Genomic DNA, 16710 nt, shown 5'->3' with positions numbered 1-16710 from the left:
TCCTTGATCTTAATATGATATAAACTAACGTAGTCTGAGTGCAGAGAAGCAGAACTTGAATTCCCTGTGTGGATTCAAGTATTTTACTTCGCTCAAACTACAGGTTTAATATTATGCTCTAATGAGAATTTCATCTCAATCGATTTTAATATCACCCCGAATTATATTTTTACGTAAGAAACGCGCGGGTGATAAAGCATAATGTAAATTTCTAGGCAAACAGCTCATTTCGTGATTGATTACCGAGGCGAGCCATTCTGCGCACAAGGGAATTGTTGTAAGGCCTCGAGAACCAAAGCCAGCACAGGCATAAAGTCCAGGATAATACGGCCCGGGTTGAGCTATCCAACGTTTTGCATTCGTTTCCAATCGAGCAAATTGCTCCACAAATTGTTCTGCTTCTGCAATTTTTCCAACTAAAGGAAGATAATCAGGAGTTGATGCCCTGACCCCTGCCCAATGAGTACTGACCTCATCAGACCATAAAATCTCTGGAGCCAATTGTTTAAGCTTAGCCAAATTACTCCGATCGTCCTGGGACTTTATTTGGGATTCTGCTGATTTTAACTCATAGGTAGCACCTAAGTGATGAATCCCCTGTATTGCAGGAAGCACATGCCCCTGACCACATAAGGGCAATTTTAAACAAGCGCTTTGTTCTGTTGATAAAATTGCTGTCATTTGTCCCCGAATGGGTTTAACAGGCAAATGCTTTGTCTCTTTAAACGAATTGATTTTATGACCATTAGCTAAAATGAGAACATCCGTTTCCAAATCATTCACCAACCATCGCCTATCAAAAATCAATTGGTTTATTACCGTATCAGTCAATAAGGAAATTCCTTCCGAATTAATTAAAAATTGACATAATTCTGGAGAGTTAATCCATCCTGATAGAGGAATATACAGACCGGGCTTATCTAACGAAAATCCTGCTAATTGCGAAGCCTGTTCTACATCTACGAGTGTACCTAACTCTGGATAATGAGCCAGCCAAGAACGTAAGCTGGATTGAGCCGCTTTTTCCTTATCAGAATAAGAAAGTAATAAAGAACCATTTAACTCACCAATTTTTGTTTGCTTTAAGATGTATTGATAAGTTCGTACTGCATATAAAAATGCAGCTAACATAAATTGAGTCAAAGGAGAACTATAAGCAGATAGTTTAGGAAATAAAACCGCTTGCTGATTTGCTGATCCACCCCTCCCTATTTGACTTAATTCATCAATAATTGTTACCTTCCACCCTCGCTTATTAAGAGCATGTGCTGTAAAACAACCTGCCAGGCCAGCACCTATAATCACAGCTGATTTACTGGGGTGTTTTTCCGCTTTCCCTACATGCCACGGAGTGTGACGTTTTGCAGCATTTAGTGGTGATATTTTAACTAAACGAGCGCAAACCATATGACGTTTTGGTCCAAACCCTTTTCTTTTTTTAACAATAAATCCATGCTGGCTTAAACTTGTTTTAACCGAACCGGAAGCTGTATAAGTTGCTAAGGTTGTTCCTTCTTTAGACAACATGGCAATTACTTTCATTAAAGCATCAGACCACATACTTTGATTTTTGGCTGGAGCAAAACCATCAAGAAACCATGCGTCAATAAAAGCTGTTCTGAGTTGACTCTCAAGCAAAGGCTCGCCACAAATTAATAGCTGTTCATAGCATTCCAGTGCATCTCCTAACATTAATGTCAAAGTCACTCTACCGTCACAAAATGAAAGATGGTGATAACCGGGAGTTAATACAGGATAACTTGCTATAAATTGCTGGGCTTGCTTTTCCAATTGTGGCCAGAAAGCAAGACTTTTCGTTATGTCTGCAAGAGACAAAGGATACTTTTCACAGGAAATAAAATGTAATTGACATGACTTAGGAGCATATTGTTCCCACAAATTCCAACTTACAAGGAAATTCAAGCCAATTCCAAAACCAGTTTCTGCTATGGTAAATCGTTGCGGCTCATCAGTGGAAAAAGATTGCCAACGCTTGGTTAAGTCATTTCCATCAATGAATACATAAAGTGCTTGATCAATCCCACCTTCGGAAGAGTGATAAATATCATCATATTGTGTCGAGAAAGGCAAAGTTCCATGCCACTCCAACTCTGCCTTATTAATCGGTACAAAAAAATTACTCACATACAACCACTCGATTCGTAGCCATCCCTTTGGCTTCTTGTAATTCAGTTGGCTTTTTTTCCTGGATTAACTCCCGTAGCTTGGGAACCATGACAAAAAGGACAATTGAAGATCCAATTGCAAATAAACCTAACATTAAAAACACGTGGCTGTAACCATCATTAGTTATTAGAGGTGAAACACTCTCTTGTCCTTCAATCATCATGTTTGAACTGTAGCTCGACAAGGCCGCACCCACGCCCGTATTTAACATCCACATTCCCATCATCACACCTTGTAATGATGGAGGCGCTAAATATCCTATCATAGCATAACCAATAGGGGATATTAAAAGTTCACCAATGCTCTGCAAAGTATAACTCAAAACAATCCAACCGGGATTCACTAACCCTTCATAATTGGCATAAGCGATACCAATAGGTAATATTGCAAAAGCAATACCAATAAAAAGCAATGCCAATGCAAATTGAGTAGGAATATTAATTTGTACCCCATTTTTGCGCATCTTATGCAGCAAAATGCCTAATAATGGCCCTCCAATAACAATAGCTACTGTATTAATATTTTGGAACCATTGCGGTGGAATTACCCAGCTTGCATAATCACGCTGTACATTATGGTCAATAAAGACCGTAAGACCCATGGGTGCTATTTGATAAAGCATCCAAAAGACAGTCCCCACAATCATAAGTACAGCAAAAGCAACTATTTTATCTCGTGCTTCTTTTGATGGTTGTTGTCTTGCCAAATACAAAATTACACCCAGCATTACTATTCCTGTTACCAATACCAATTTTTTAGCCCAATCTGCATATTGAAGCATTTCGCTTAAAAGGAATGGGAGTATCATTATCAGAAGAATACCTAAAAGAATGGCTTTTTTTTGAGACATCTTGTCTTTTCTAGAAAAAATCGTTTCTTTATCTGATAATTGCTGCCAACAATACAAACAAATAATTAATGCAATCAAATTCCCCAAGCTACTAAGAAGGAAAAGTCGTTCATAATTCTGAGTAAGCTGAAATAATCCACTTAAACTAAAGCCCACAAAAAAACCAATATTCATACCCGCATAATTCATGAGAAATGCTGTTTCACGCCGAGTATCCTCTGGAGTGAAACGTTGAGTTAGCATGCAATTTAAACACGTAACATTCAAGCCAGAACCCGTTAAGAAAGCCGCCAAGCCATAATAAAGAAATGAAATATCACCAAATGACAATAGGATACAACCTATGATTTGCGCCACCATCCCTGCGCAAAACAATGCGCGATTAGAAAGCAAACGCCCTCCCCAAAAACCACCAAGCAAATGCAAACCGTAATTAAAAGCAATAAAAACACCCATGATGCTGTTCGCACTACTGATTTGAAGCCCTAACCGCCCTTCCATGTACAAAACAAGCGTTGAATAAAGAACACTGAAGCTTAACGTAGAAACAATCTGAATAAAAAAAAGAGGAACAATTCCTTGCGGCATTGATTGTATAAATTCCTTTTTGTTTGCCATGCTCGACATCATTTTACTTCCTTGTTAAAGAACGTCTTTGAATATGACATGTGAAAAAATTACTGTCTAGGCATTTTAAAAATTTATTTTTTTCTCATTTTTTTGCTCCATATTGTAGCCTGGGTGCAGCGCAGCGTAGCCCGATTTTCTCCATATAAATAACGCTATCAAACCCCGGGTTACGCTGCACTGCACTAGGCTACAAACACCCTCAGACCTATTGTCTTTTTAATTGCTGGAGAACTTCCTCTGCGGCCATTTGTGTTTTAATAATTTCGTTTTCTCCATGTGCGCTGGAAACAAATCCCGCCTCATACATGGAAGGAGCAAAATAAACACCTTTTCCTAACATTCCATGATAAAACTTTTTAAATAAAACCTCATCTGATGCAGCAATGTCCGCATAATCAGCAATATGTTTTTTTCCCGTAAAACAAAAGCCAAACATTCCACCTAATGAAGCACTAAAAAATGGGATATTTAGTGTTTCAGCGACAGAAGCCAATGCAAGAGTTAACGCTTGAGTTCTCTCACCTAATTTGGTAAAAAATCCTGGCTTTTCAATTTCAGATAAAGTTGCAAGACCCGCAGCCATGGCTAATGGATTACCTGATAGTGTACCTGCTTGATAAACAGGCCCCTCGGGAGCCAAAAAGGACATGATCTCTGCTCTCCCCCCTAACGCCCCGACAGGCATGCCCCCACCAATCACTTTACCAAGAGTAGTAATATCAGGAATAACTCCGAAGATCCCTTGGGCCCCTGTTAGCCCTACTCTAAAGCCAGTCATTACCTCATCAAAAATCAATAATGTTTTGTATTGATCACATAATTGACGCAATCCTTTCAGGAATTCGGGCTCAGGTAAAACAAATCCCATGTTTCCAGCTACAGGCTCCAATATTACTGCAGCAATATCATCAGGAAATTTTTCAAATAATTGTTCTGTTTGTTTTAGATCATTAAAATTTGCGGTTAGAGTATGCTCAGTAACACTTTGTGGAATTCCAGGAGTTGAAGGGATACCTAAGGTAAGGAGACCAGAACCTGCTTTAACTAACAAACTGTCGCTATGCCCATGATAACAACCATTAAATTTAATAAATTTATTTTTCTTGGTTACTCCACGAGCCAGCCTGATCGCAGTCATTGTTGCTTCAGTACCGGAATTCACCATGCGTACTTTCTCAATTGAAGGAATTAAAGAGATAATTTTTTCAGCCAATTGGACTTCAAGTTCAGTAGGTGCTCCAAAACTCATACCGCTATGCAGCACTTTATTCACTGCTTCTATTACAGCTGGATGGCAATGTCCAAGTATTAATGGTCCCCAAGAGCCAACATAATCGATATATTCATTATTATCTACATCAACAAGATAAGCGCCTTTACCTTGTTTAAAAAAAATAGGATCGCCGCCGACACCTTTAAAGGCTCGCACTGGTGAATTAACACCACCGGGGATAAGCTTTTGGGCTTGACGAAATAAATCTGTTGAACGAATCATAAAAATCTCCATAATTATGCGGTATAATATTACAGTCATTCTTAAAAATTGGCAAAGAAACACTTTATCTTTACATCGAAGCCCACAATAGATAAATTATGCGCTTTTAAACGAGTATTATTATGCAAGAATATAAAAAATACATTTGTGTCATCTGTGGCTTTATTTATGACGAAGCCGAAGGATGGCCTGAAGATGGAATTGAACCTGGTACGCGATGGGAAGATGTACCTGAAAACTGGTTCTGCCCAGATTGCGGTGCAGGTAAAGAAGATTTTGACATGGTTGAAATGGAATAAATCCTTGGCCAAGCACCTGACTCCTACCAGTTACATCTCTGAAAAACCAGTCCAACTCTGCTCCGACGTCCCACGGCTTGTCCGCGGGATCCAGGAGATCTACGTTAAATCACTGGACCCCGCGGACAAGCCGTGGCGCGTAGGCAAAGATGTGAGCAAGAGTTAGCTACAATACTGCGACACGGCACCCAGGGTATTCCTACGGCTTTACCACAACTAAGATCACAATCCCTATCAATAACAAAGTCGGCAATTCATTATAAATACGAAAAAAACGGGGGCTTTTTTGATTTTTATTCTGTGCAAATGCCTTTAAATAATGTCCACATAACAAATGATAAATCCATAAAATAACTACAAGACTCAATTTGGCATGCATCCATCCTGCCTTTAAGTAATAAGATGGATTATAACTAAGGAGCCATAACCCCAATAAAGTTGTCACTATTGCAGCAGGCCAAGTTATGCCATAGTAAAGTCTTTTTTCCATTATTTTAAAACGATTAAGACTTTTCTCATCTTGAGTATCGGCGTGATAAACAAATAATCTGGGTAAATAAAATAATCCAGCAAACCAGGCAACCATAGCAATAATATGAAACGCTTTAATATACAGCATAGTTAATTTCCTGAGCGATGCTTTCGTTTTTTCCGGGCATGTTTTACCAAATTCAGAGCCTCAACTCCCAGCGAAAAACCCATAGCAAAATATATATATCCCCGGGGAATATGGAAAGAAAATCCATCAGCAACGAGCACCATCCCAATTAGAATTAAGTAACTTAGTGCAAGCATTTTGATTGTGGGATATTCTTTAATAAATGCACTTACTGCTTCACTGGCAAAAACCATAATGAGAATAGCGCACGTAATTGCGACAGCCATTACCCAAAAGTGTGACGTTAATCCCACTGCAGTTAAGACGCTATCTAAAGAAAATATAATATCCATTAATGCAATTTGGAAAATAACCGCTTTAAAGGTTGTTTTAAATGCCGCTGTCTTCGGCTCACCCGTTAAAGCAGGCTCTGAAGTCACATCCTGATGAATCTCTTCTGTTGCTTTCCAAATTAGAAAAGCACCACCGCCTATGAGAAACAAATCACGCGCAGAAAACGACATATGAGCCACAGAAAGTAACGGCTTGGTCAATTTGATTAGATCAACTGCTACTCCTAACAAAATCAAACGCATGACCCAGGAAAGTGTAAGTCCCCAACGCCTTGCTTTTTTTCTCTGTTTGGGAGGTAATCTTTCAGACAAAATAGATAAAATAACCAGATTGTCAATTCCCAAAACAATTTCCAATATGATTAAAATGATTAAGCCTACTGTAACATCAATAAAATCCATCAAATCCTCTGATATCAGAAATTGAAAAAACATATAATATACTCTTAATCTGATATTTACCTATATTTTTCTGCAAAATCTACAGCATAAACTTTATTGAAAGCATGATGTTTATAAAGACAAAAGATTCACTTTATTCTTTTGCTTCGATATAATATCCACGTTATATTAATCTTGTGAGATACAGCGATCATCAAATTTATCAAAAAGCTGCTAAAAAGAAACAGAGCTCATGTGCAACCTGTTGCTTCAGCTTATATAATCCCAAGGAATAAACATTCCATTTCTAAAGCGGACATTAGTAGCAATGCGCTCAAGGTGCTTAACCGCTTAATTGGTGCTGGATTCCAAGCATACATCGTAGGAGGTAGTGTCAGGGATTTGCTGCTGCATAAAGCTCCGAAAGATTTTGATGTGGCTACGGATGCTACACCCAATCAAGTTAAAAGTTTATTTAGAAATGGACGAATTATAGGTCGGCGGTTCAAGCTGGTTCATATATTATTCCATCGCGAAATTATTGAAGTCGCTACCTTTAGAAGTCATGTAGCTATTGATGAAAGTCAACTAACAAATGAACGAGGTATGTTAGTTCGGGATAATGCTTATGGCTCACTTGATGAAGATGCTTGGAGACGTGATTTCACAATTAACTCACTGTACTACAATGTTAACGATTCATCGATTATTGATTTTACTGGTGGTGTACACGACGTTGAAGAAAAGCTCATTCGTATGATTGGTGATCCAATAAAACGTTATCAGGAAGACCCTGTACGCATGCTACGCGCCATTCGTTTTAGCGCAAAATTAAATTTCAAACTGGCACGAGAAACTGAAGCACCTTTTCCTGAGATTAGTCATCTTATTACTCATGTTTCCAACTCACGTTTATTTGATGAAATGACTAAGCTGTACCAATGTGGTAATGCAGTAGCAGTGCAAGGATTGCTCATAAAATATGGCTTATTTCAATATTTATGTCCTCAAACTCATGTTCTATTAAACAGTACCTATCCCGTAAATGCGTTATTAACAATCTCTCTCGAGAATACAGATACTCGTATTCATGAGGAAAAGCCAGTAACACCAGCATTTTTATTTGCAGTTCTTTTATGGTTTCCTATGATTGAGTGTGCAAAGGAGTTACAAGAATCCGGAATAGATCCACTTCCTTCTATAGAAAAGGCGATGTCAATTGTCCTTGCAGAGCAAAACAAAATAATTTCGATTCCTAAGCGCTATACCCAAATTATTCGTGAAATCTGGTTGTTGCAGTACCGTTTTGCCAAGAGACTAGGAGGAAGAGCCTTTAACCTTTTACAACATCCACGTTTTAGAGCAGCTTATGATTTTATGGCATTACGTGCTCTTGCAGGTGACGAATCCATGGAACTTGCACAATGGTGGACAGCATTTCAGGATGCAGACGAGGCAGAACAAACTGCAATGGTTGCGCAGCTCACACCTGACTTAACGAAACGAAAACGCCGTCGTAAAAAACCTAAAAGCATTAAAGCCAGTGATGACTCACAATGAATATTTGTTATTTAGGATTGGGATCTAATCAGTTCGTTCCCGAGCGTCAACTCCGAAAAGCAATTAAATCAATCAAAGCTTTGCACTCTACTGTTGTTACCAAAGTTTCATCCTTTTATTGGAACAAAGCCTGGGGATTAAAAGGCCAACAAGACTTTTGCAATGCAGTGATTGAGCTTTTTACTCTTTTATCTCCCTTAGAATTACTGAATGCATGCCAGAGAATTGAAAAAAAACAAGGACGTATTCGAAAAAAGCGTTGGGGGCCCAGAGTTATTGATATTGATATTCTCCTATATGCGAATCAAGTTATTCACTCCAAGAAATTGGTAATACCCCACCCATATATACAATCTAGAAATTTTGTTTTAATTCCTCTAATTGAAATAAATCCTAATTATAAGTTAAAGCCAACATCGGAATTCCATAAATAATCTTTTACTAATTAGCAAATCAGTTGATGCATAGGTCCGTTATCTAGAAGAAATACTTAATAATGCCATAATGGCAAACTAAATTATTTCAAATTTTATGAGGTAAAATAGGTACTTATATCAAGGAATCGACTATTATTTAGAATAATAAACTCAATTGTGAGGCTGCTATGTATAAGAATATTTTATTTGCTACGGATTTGCTTAAAGAACATAATCATCTCACAGAAAAAGCAATCGCGATTGCAAAACAATTTGACGCTAAATTATACCTGTTACATGTTATTGAACTGCCTGCAAGTTTTCAGTTGGCCCAAGGACTTGGTTTTACAGAATTAGCCAACCCAGCCAAAGATGATGCACAGACTGTATTATCTTTAATAGGAGAAAATTTTAATATTCCACGTGAGCAACAATTTGTTGAGGTAGGCTCGGTTAAAGAGCATATTTTTAGCAAAGTGAAAGAGCTAAATTGTCAACTTATTATTATTGGGAGTCATTCTTCTATAGGTTTGCACTCATTTTTGGGCAGTACAGCACATGCTGCAGTCAATCATGCTCCATGTGATGTAGTAACTTTACGGATTTAAAAAATAAGTTTTCTGTACTGTTAGTAATTATGCCAATACCCTTTCTTGATGCCTTTAACAGGCTCCAAATATGTTTTGTCCACAAAAAATATTTTTGATGGATTTGGGGTCTTTTCAAGGCCAATCATATGCTAATGATTTCAGCTAGACTAATTAACGTTCTTTTTAATTTAATTCTTACCATATAGATGATATAATTATCCAATAGTGTAAAAATATGTTACTTTGGTTTTGGGTATATGCGATATAAATACGATCAAGATAGTTTTACTTGCAAAAAACCTGAATTTTTCATGGCAGTGTGTGGCTATAAAAATCACTCTTATATGATAATAGGTGTTAAGGATTCTGAAACACAAGAACAATTTGTAATTGGAATGTTTGGTCGTAGGGGTGGGCTTCTAGGAACATATTTAACTAATGAACGAATGCCAAAAAAAAGTCAAAGTCTTATTGACATCCAAGCGTTTTCTATTTCACAAAGTCAATATAGAAGTCTTATTAAATTCCTGCAGGAGATGAAAATATCTCATAAAGCCAATGCCGCAGCCTTCGCTGTCCCTTCAAATTGGGTGAATGATACCGGAGATCCTTCAGAGCAAGATGAAATAAGATTTACCTGGTTAGACCATATAGCAACCTCAAAAAAAAATAGAATCCAAGATCTTGATCTATCCGATTTAGATGGAAATACTCATTATGATCCAGAACAAATCAGACAAGGAATTGCATTAGATAATAACTGCAGAACAGCTGCAAAACATCTAACTCAAGCCACGATGAGCGCAGAATCATTACCTAATGTCTCTTCATTTTTTCTTAGATCGCTTCCATTTAAAGCGCACTTAAGTAACGGCAAGATAAGTGACAAATTATTTATATATCCCCCACCCCCTCCAGTGTTAAAAAATCCAGAAAACAAGCAAGAGTGGGAAATTTTGAACCGCATGTATAAAAGGATGGATAAAATAGCGAAGTCTGGTTCAAGTAAGGGCATGGACGAAAGTTATAAAAAATTTGAATTATTAAAAACTCTTTATCAACAACAATACGATAAATTAACAGGTGGTAAACATAATTTACACGATTTAATGGATGATATTAAACAGTACATTGAGCACGAAGCAAATGCTCAAATTATTGATACGCCACGAAACAGCTTTTTCCATTTCAAAACGTCTACAAGAAAAATGTTTGAGCAAATTCAAAAAGAAAATCCCGTTTCAGATCTAGGTCCTGCTAAGAAATAGCGATACTAACGCAAATAGCACTTATTTTTTTCCTTTTGATCGCTTTTTAACATGACTCATTAATCTTCTTTTCTTATTCACCTGGCGCTGTGATAATTTAACTTTTTTATTGGCAAAAGGATTTGTTCCGCCTTTAAACTCCAATTTTAAAGGCGTTCCGATTAATCCCAGATGTTTAATAAATTCATTATTCAGATAACGTTTGTAGCTATCCGGTAAATCAGCCAATTGATTCCCATGAATTACAATTACTGGTGGGTTGTGGCCTCCAAGATGGGCATACCTCAATTTTATCCTGCGACCATTCACACAAGGAGGGGTATGTTTCGTGCTGATATCTTGAAGTAAACGAGTTAACCGTGGCGTTGAAAAAGATTGAATGGCTGAAGCATAAGCTTCATTTATATCTTTAAATAATCCCCCAACACCACTGCCATGCAAGGCCGAAATAAACCTAATTTTGGCAAAATTCGCAAAATGCAATCTTCTGGACAATTCGCTTTTTACATTTTCCTTATGCTCTTCATCCAAGCCATCCCATTTATTCACTGCAATAACCAGTGCTTTACCGGATTCAATAATAAACCCAAGCAAATTCATATCCTGATCAGTAATTCCTTCTCTAGCATCCAGAACTTGCAAGCATACATTGGATTCTTCAATAGCTTGAAGCGTTTTGATCACAGAGAATTTTTCTATTTTTTCATCAACTCGGGATTTTCTACGAACGCCTGCAGTGTCAATCAAAATGTAGTTCTGTTCATCCCTGATAAAAGGAATTGCAATACTGTCTCTGGTTGTACCAGGCATATCATAAACAACGACTCGTTCCTCACCCAGAATTCGATTAATTAAAGTTGATTTTCCAACATTAGGGCGGCCAGCAAAGGCAATTTTAATTACATTATCTTCTTCATTTTTATCTGCTTGTGCTGCAAATGGCGATAAAACATCATCCAGCAATGCGCTTATACCACTGCCATGTGATGAAGAAATAGAGTGAGTATCAGCAATTCCTAACCCATGGAAATCGGCACAAGCAACATCATCATCCAGCCCTTCGGTTTTATTAACAACAAGGTGGACTTTTTTATTTAATTTACGCAAATTGCTGGCAATTTTTTCATCTATTCCAGTCAAACCAGCTCGTCCATCAACCAAAAAAAGCACAATATCAGCCTCACTAAGCGCTATCTCCGATTGTTTGGACATTAAATTATCAACAGCAATATCATCAACACCTATGCCGCCAGTGTCAACAACGATATAGTGTTTGTTTTCATGTTGAGCTTGACCATACTGTCTGTCACGAGTTAAACCAGGAAAGTCCGCAACAAGTGCGTCTTGAGTCTTGGTAAGTCTATTAAATAAAGTAGACTTACCAACATTAGGGCGTCCAACAAGTGCAATCACAGGGATCATTTATTAACTCACAGATAATTGATTAAGCATTCCGTTGTCTGTTGACACAAATAACTTTCTTCCAACTACGCTTGGAGAAATACTGACACCTGCAGAAACCTTTGTGCGAGCTATAATTTCACCTGTTTGAGCATCAATAAAATGTAGATAACCGGTTTTATCACCTACTACTAAATCATTTTTTATTAACGCAGGTTCAGTTAATATTCTTGCCTTTAGACCAGTCTGTTTCCAATTAACTTGACCATTACGTTTATCAATGGACCAAATGACATCATGACTGTCTGTTACATATAAGGTATTACCGCTTAAAACCATATTCTTATATACGGAACTTGGTTTTCTCCAAATAAATTGTCCATCTGACAAAGACAGTGCCCCTATATAACCTTGATAGCTGGCGAGATAAACCACATTATTTTCTACAATTGGATCAGCATCAATATCAACCAATCGTTCCACGTCGCTTGGACCTGATGCATAAGCAATGCTGCGTTGCCACATAACACGGCCTGTTTTTACATCCAGGGCATCTAATTTTCCATCAGAAAAACCAATCAACACCAAATTTCCCATGCCAACGGGTGATGAGCTTGCCTTCAAGATTAAACTGGGTGAACCATGTTCTGCCATCCATATTTGTTTTCCGTCTGCTGCATTAAATGCGTAAACTTTGCCGTCAATCGTCTTCACGATAACTTTTCCACCTAAGATAGCCGGTGGTGATAAAATTTCACCAGTAACCTTTTTGTGCCATAATTTATTACCGTTGTTTTTATTTAATACAACCAATGACGAGTTATTGGTACCCAAAACGATATATCCACTGGCTACAGCAGGGCCGCTAACCAAGCCATGTTTCAATGCCGTAGTCCATTTCACCTCGCCATTATGCTTATTAATAGCACGAACTAATCCACTGGCATCAGCGGTATAAATAACTCCGCTCTTAACTACTGGTTTCAGCCTTAAATATTCTTTATTTTTTGATGATTTACCAGCAGACACCGCCCAATTTTGCTCAACTTTAATTTTATCCTTTATTAGCTTGAGTTCTTTGGGTTTTGGCGTGTTGTCTTTGCCCAACATATAGTCATCAAGTTTTGAACATCCTTGAACTAAGGCACAGAGAATTAAAATAAATAATTTCATTTTCATGAAAATTAAACCTCAACTTTTACAAAATGTATCAATAAAAAATCATCTATTACGTCCACAAGTAGGACTAATAGTAGTTATACAGACTTTACCTTTTTATCTCCAGAAATCATTGAGTGCGATTTACTGGCTATCTCATTAGTTTTCATTTCTAAAAATAGATTACCCATTCCATTATTTTTTACTTCATCTAAAGCCAGTTTATAGGAGCTCATAGCTTCCTGATATTGGCCTGTAGATCCATAAATGTCGCCTTTTAATTCATTAATAACTGGTAAATAAGTTTTATCATCGATGCTGCTTAATTCATTAAGAGCATTTGTATAAGACTTCTCAGCTGCAAAGATACGCGCCATACGAATTTTAGCAATTTGCTTTAAAGCCGGCATTTTACTATTTGCAGCAACCGCCTTCAGCTCATCTGTAGCTTTATCCAGTTTATTTTTTGAGACATAGATTTTTGCAAGTGTCAGATGCGCCGCATCAGCGTAAACTGTACTACTATGCTGATGAATCAACTCATTAGCATAGGCTCTTACCCCTTTGATATTTTGGTTTGAAAGAGCAACCATCATTTGCTCATAGGCCACAGAAGCTTGTTGAGTAATCTTTGCTTGATGCCAATGCAAATATCGATAGCCGGCAATACCAAAGAGTATAAGCGATAATACTACGGTGACAAGATTACCGTATTGCTTCCACCATTTCTTTATCGATTCTAGTTGTTCCTCTTCAGTCATATACACTGACATAACATTCTCCCGCACTCACTCTAAATAATCTTTCAAGACCTGATTAATCATATTTTGATCCACTGTAATTTGCTCAGTCTCATTACGTAGATCTTTAATACTAATTTGTTCTTTAGCCAATTCATCTTCACCTAAAATTAACGCCAAGCGCGCACCGCTTTTATCTGCTTTTTTGAATTGGCTTTTAAAACTTCCACCCGCAGTATTTACTGACACTTCTATTGTTGGATAAGCCTTGCGTATCCGTTCGGAAATCACAAGACCACGCACCACAGCCTGATCATTCGTAGCAATAAGATATAATGCATTCTTTTTACTCTCTTGTTGCAGAAGACTCAAGGTTTCCAAAAGCAGGTATATTCTTTCGATACCTAATGCAAAACCTACTGCAGGGGTTGGATTGCCGCCTAATTGTTCGATTAATATATCGTATCGTCCTCCAGCACATACCGTAGATTGACTGCCTAATTTATCAGTAACCCATTCAAACACTGTATGTCCGTAATAATCCAGACCTCTCACCAAAACGGGATTAATTACGTAAGGGATCTTTAATGCATCCAAGCCATCGCAAAAAGACCGGAAATGTGCACGACTTTCTTCACCAAGAACATCAATCAGTTTAGGTGCATTTGCCAGTAACTGTTGCATTTCTGGGTTTTTACTGTCCAAAATACGCAATGGATTTCGAGTTAACCTGCGTTTGCTGTCTTCATCCAACTGATTTTCATGATCTGTCAAATACTCAACGAGAATTTTTTTATAATGATGGCGCTCGGTTAACTCACCTAAGGTATTCACTTGTAATTGAACAATATCTGCAAATCCTAATTCCTCCCAAAACTTACGGCATATAGAAATTAATTCCAACTCAACCATCGCACCTGCCATACCAAATGCTTCAACACCTAATTGATTGAACTGTCTATACCGTCCTTTCTGTGGTCTTTCATGACGAAACATTGGTCCCATATACCACAATTTTTGTTGCTGATTATGCAAAAGCCCATTTTGCAGGCAGGCACGAACACAGCCAGCTGTTCCTTCCGGCCTTAAAGTAATACTATCCCCGTTTAAGTCATTAAAAGTATACATTTCTTTTTCGACTATATCAGTTACCTCACCTATAGTCCGCTTAAATAGCTGGGTACTTTCAATAAGTGGGAAACGTATTTCCTGATAACCATAACTGGACAATACACTCACGAAAATCTGTTCGATGGAACGCCAAAAAACTGTTGTCTCAGGCAAAATATCATTCATTCCACGTATTGCTTGAATTCGTTCAGTCACCTAACTTCTCCATAGGAGACATTTCCGGTTTTGGATCTAACATAGATTGCATTTTTGAGATATCAGTGAGTTTAAGTTCTTTAGTTTCAATTGTTGGTGTTTGATTTAATGATAAATCAACAGGGGCTGTCTTTGTCGGAAATATCTGTTGCGTATCTCTATTTTTTTGCCACCACATTCCTACAGCCACAATCACACCTAAGGCAAACAAAATTGTAAACCAACGAATAATATGTTCTGCTTTATGCGATTCACGCTTGCTTTGCTGCCATAAGAGGGCTCGATCAGATTTTTTTTCGACAACAAACTGAGCATTAAATATTGCCAGATAAGGCTCTGGAGATGTGCCGAGTAACTTAGCATACGCACGCAAATATCCTTTAACAAAAACAGGCTCAGGTAATAAATGAAATTCATTATTTTCAATTAATTCAATAATACGAGCCCTTAAATGCAATTTATTGGCAACATACTCAACTGTGTACCCTTTTTGTTCGCGTATACTGGCAAGTTGCTCGCCTGGATTCTTATCATGCTCTACTATATTCTCATCCAGTGTGGTGGTTGTTATAGTCATTATTTACTCCACTATTATCGATATTGGAATTCAAATTATTCATGTTTTGTTCATATTCTGCAGCTAAAGTGTGTTGCCCAACTTTATCACAAACCTCTTTGGCTAAAGATAATAATACCCTGTCATTCAAAACTAAATCAGAATGCTTTTGTATTAGCGCAAATGCCTCTGCATCTCGTTTGGCCTTAATTTCAAGTTTTAGTAATTCATAAAAAGATACTTTCCGTAAAGGATCCTGATTTAATGCTTTTGCAAAATAAAGCTTTGCCTTATCCTCATTAGGGGTTGATAAAGCGCAAAGGCCTGCATTTTCATAGGCTCCTGCAGTATGCAAATACTTTAAATCATTAACGGCTTTTAAAAAGTAAGTCTCAGCTTTTTTATAATCACCTTGTCGACATAAAAAGGCACCGTAATTGTTAAGTTGCGAGCCTCCATTTTTTGCTAGTGATATGGCTTTCAAATAATATTTCTCTGCCTGATCTAATTCTTTGGTTTGTTCAAAATAATAAGCCATTGCCGAATTAACATCAGGTGAGGTGGGCTCTTGCTCCAATGCAGTAAGGATCTTTTTTTTCGCTCTTGGCCTATCACCCTGCTTTAAATACCCTAATCCTAACTGAACATTGTATGACGCAGCCTTACTGAGATCCGGTTTTTTAAAATTTTGTTCTTCGCTTTCTCCATCATGTGCGCATGCCTGCAAAAATAGGCAAGTCATAACAAGCAAGAGATAAACCTTTTTCAACACAGTATTTTCACACTAAGGTTAGAAATGATAGCGCATTATAACCGCTTACAACTAAATTAAAAATAATTTGTCACAAATAATGATTTTATTGTGATTCCCGAATTAATTGCTTTGTTAAACCCAAGGCATT

16 protein-coding genes are annotated in these 16710 nt (G+C 37.5%); 5 read left to right on the top strand and 11 right to left on the bottom strand.

The window, feature by feature from the left end:
• Positions 1-135: 135 nt before the first annotated feature.
• From mnmC to hemL, 3 genes are all read right to left on the bottom strand, one after another.
• On the bottom strand, positions 136-2145 hold the full coding sequence (gene mnmC, locus FOLKNPGA_RS08970) for a bifunctional tRNA (5-methylaminomethyl-2-thiouridine)(34)-methyltransferase MnmD/FAD-dependent 5-carboxymethylaminomethyl-2-thiouridine(34) oxidoreductase MnmC (protein WP_182349594.1): 2010 nt from the start codon (positions 2143-2145) through the stop codon (positions 136-138).
• A complete protein-coding gene (locus tag FOLKNPGA_RS08965; RefSeq protein WP_232891096.1) occupies positions 2138-3664 on the bottom strand; it encodes a peptide MFS transporter in 1527 nt (508 codons plus the stop codon). Before FOLKNPGA_RS08965 ends, mnmC begins: the two co-directional genes overlap by 8 nt.
• A 208-nt stretch (positions 3665-3872) precedes the next feature.
• Positions 3873-5162: a glutamate-1-semialdehyde 2,1-aminomutase gene (gene hemL, locus FOLKNPGA_RS08960; protein WP_182352704.1), complete on the bottom strand. Its 1290-nt coding sequence runs from the start codon at positions 5160-5162 to the stop codon at positions 3873-3875.
• Positions 5163-5284: 122 nt separating this feature from the next.
• On the opposite strand from hemL, the gene FOLKNPGA_RS08955 reads away from it, so the two are divergent.
• The gene (locus tag FOLKNPGA_RS08955; RefSeq protein ID WP_019232400.1) at positions 5285-5461 is read left to right on the top strand and encodes a rubredoxin; all 177 of its coding nucleotides are present in this window, start codon (positions 5285-5287) and stop codon (positions 5459-5461) included.
• 199 nt (positions 5462-5660) lie between these two features.
• On the opposite strand, the gene hemJ is transcribed toward FOLKNPGA_RS08955, so the two are convergent.
• Entirely contained in the window at positions 5661-6080 is a 420-nt protein-coding gene (hemJ, locus tag FOLKNPGA_RS08950; RefSeq protein WP_182352703.1) for a protoporphyrinogen oxidase HemJ, read from the bottom strand.
• 2 nt (positions 6081-6082) lie between these two features.
• On the bottom strand, positions 6083-6814 hold the full coding sequence (locus FOLKNPGA_RS08945; protein WP_182352810.1) for a TerC family protein: 732 nt from the start codon (positions 6812-6814) through the stop codon (positions 6083-6085).
• 234 nt (positions 6815-7048) lie between these two features.
• Here FOLKNPGA_RS08945 and pcnB point away from each other — a divergent pair, with 234 nt between their 5' ends.
• The 4 genes from pcnB to FOLKNPGA_RS08925 all read left to right on the top strand — a co-directional run bounded on the left by pcnB (position 7049) and on the right by FOLKNPGA_RS08925 (position 10627).
• Positions 7049-8353: a polynucleotide adenylyltransferase PcnB gene (gene pcnB / locus FOLKNPGA_RS08940; RefSeq protein WP_255466079.1), complete on the top strand. Its 1305-nt coding sequence runs from the start codon at positions 7049-7051 to the stop codon at positions 8351-8353.
• Positions 8350-8787 (top strand): 2-amino-4-hydroxy-6-hydroxymethyldihydropteridine diphosphokinase, encoded by a 438-nt coding sequence (gene folK, locus FOLKNPGA_RS08935; RefSeq protein ID WP_182352702.1) that lies wholly within the window; start codon positions 8350-8352, stop codon positions 8785-8787. Before pcnB ends, folK begins: the two co-directional genes overlap by 4 nt.
• 170 nt (positions 8788-8957) lie before the next feature.
• Positions 8958-9377, top strand: a complete 420-nt coding sequence (locus tag FOLKNPGA_RS08930) for a universal stress protein (RefSeq protein WP_182352701.1) — start codon at positions 8958-8960, stop codon at positions 9375-9377.
• 239 nt (positions 9378-9616) lie between these two features.
• Entirely contained in the window at positions 9617-10627 is a 1011-nt protein-coding gene (locus tag FOLKNPGA_RS08925) for a hypothetical protein (RefSeq protein ID WP_182352700.1), read from the top strand.
• 21 nt (positions 10628-10648) lie between these two features.
• Here the strand turns inward: FOLKNPGA_RS08925 and der are convergent, their stop codons facing one another.
• The 6 genes from der to pilW form a co-directional block, all read right to left on the bottom strand.
• Entirely contained in the window at positions 10649-12049 is a 1401-nt protein-coding gene (der, locus tag FOLKNPGA_RS08920; protein ID WP_182352699.1) for a ribosome biogenesis GTPase Der, read from the bottom strand.
• 3 nt (positions 12050-12052) lie between these two features.
• Complete coding sequence (gene bamB / locus FOLKNPGA_RS08915) at positions 12053-13207, bottom strand: outer membrane protein assembly factor BamB (RefSeq protein WP_182352698.1); 1155 nt, start codon at positions 13205-13207, stop codon at positions 12053-12055.
• 77 nt (positions 13208-13284) lie between these two features.
• Positions 13285-13959, bottom strand: coding sequence for a tetratricopeptide repeat protein (locus FOLKNPGA_RS08910; protein WP_182352697.1), 675 nt, complete (start codon positions 13957-13959; stop codon positions 13285-13287).
• Between the two features lie 15 nt (positions 13960-13974).
• Entirely contained in the window at positions 13975-15222 is a 1248-nt protein-coding gene (gene hisS, locus FOLKNPGA_RS08905) for a histidine--tRNA ligase (protein ID WP_220471064.1), read from the bottom strand.
• A 22-nt stretch (positions 15223-15244) separates the two neighbouring features.
• Positions 15245-15829, bottom strand: coding sequence for a helix-turn-helix domain-containing protein (locus FOLKNPGA_RS08900; RefSeq protein ID WP_182352695.1), 585 nt, complete (start codon positions 15827-15829; stop codon positions 15245-15247).
• Positions 15801-16580 (bottom strand): type IV pilus biogenesis/stability protein PilW, encoded by a 780-nt coding sequence (gene pilW / locus FOLKNPGA_RS08895; protein ID WP_182352694.1) that lies wholly within the window; start codon positions 16578-16580, stop codon positions 15801-15803. The genes FOLKNPGA_RS08900 and pilW overlap by 29 nt, the downstream gene beginning before the upstream one ends.
• Positions 16581-16710: the final 130 nt, after the last annotated feature.

Origin of the sequence: Legionella sp. PC1000 (assembly GCF_014109805.1) — a bacterium.
Taxonomy (GTDB): Bacteria; Pseudomonadota; Gammaproteobacteria; order Legionellales; family Legionellaceae; genus Legionella; species Legionella resiliens.
The sequence above is the reverse complement of the archived record's forward strand: the minus strand, read 5'-3'. Positions and strand labels throughout refer to the sequence as shown.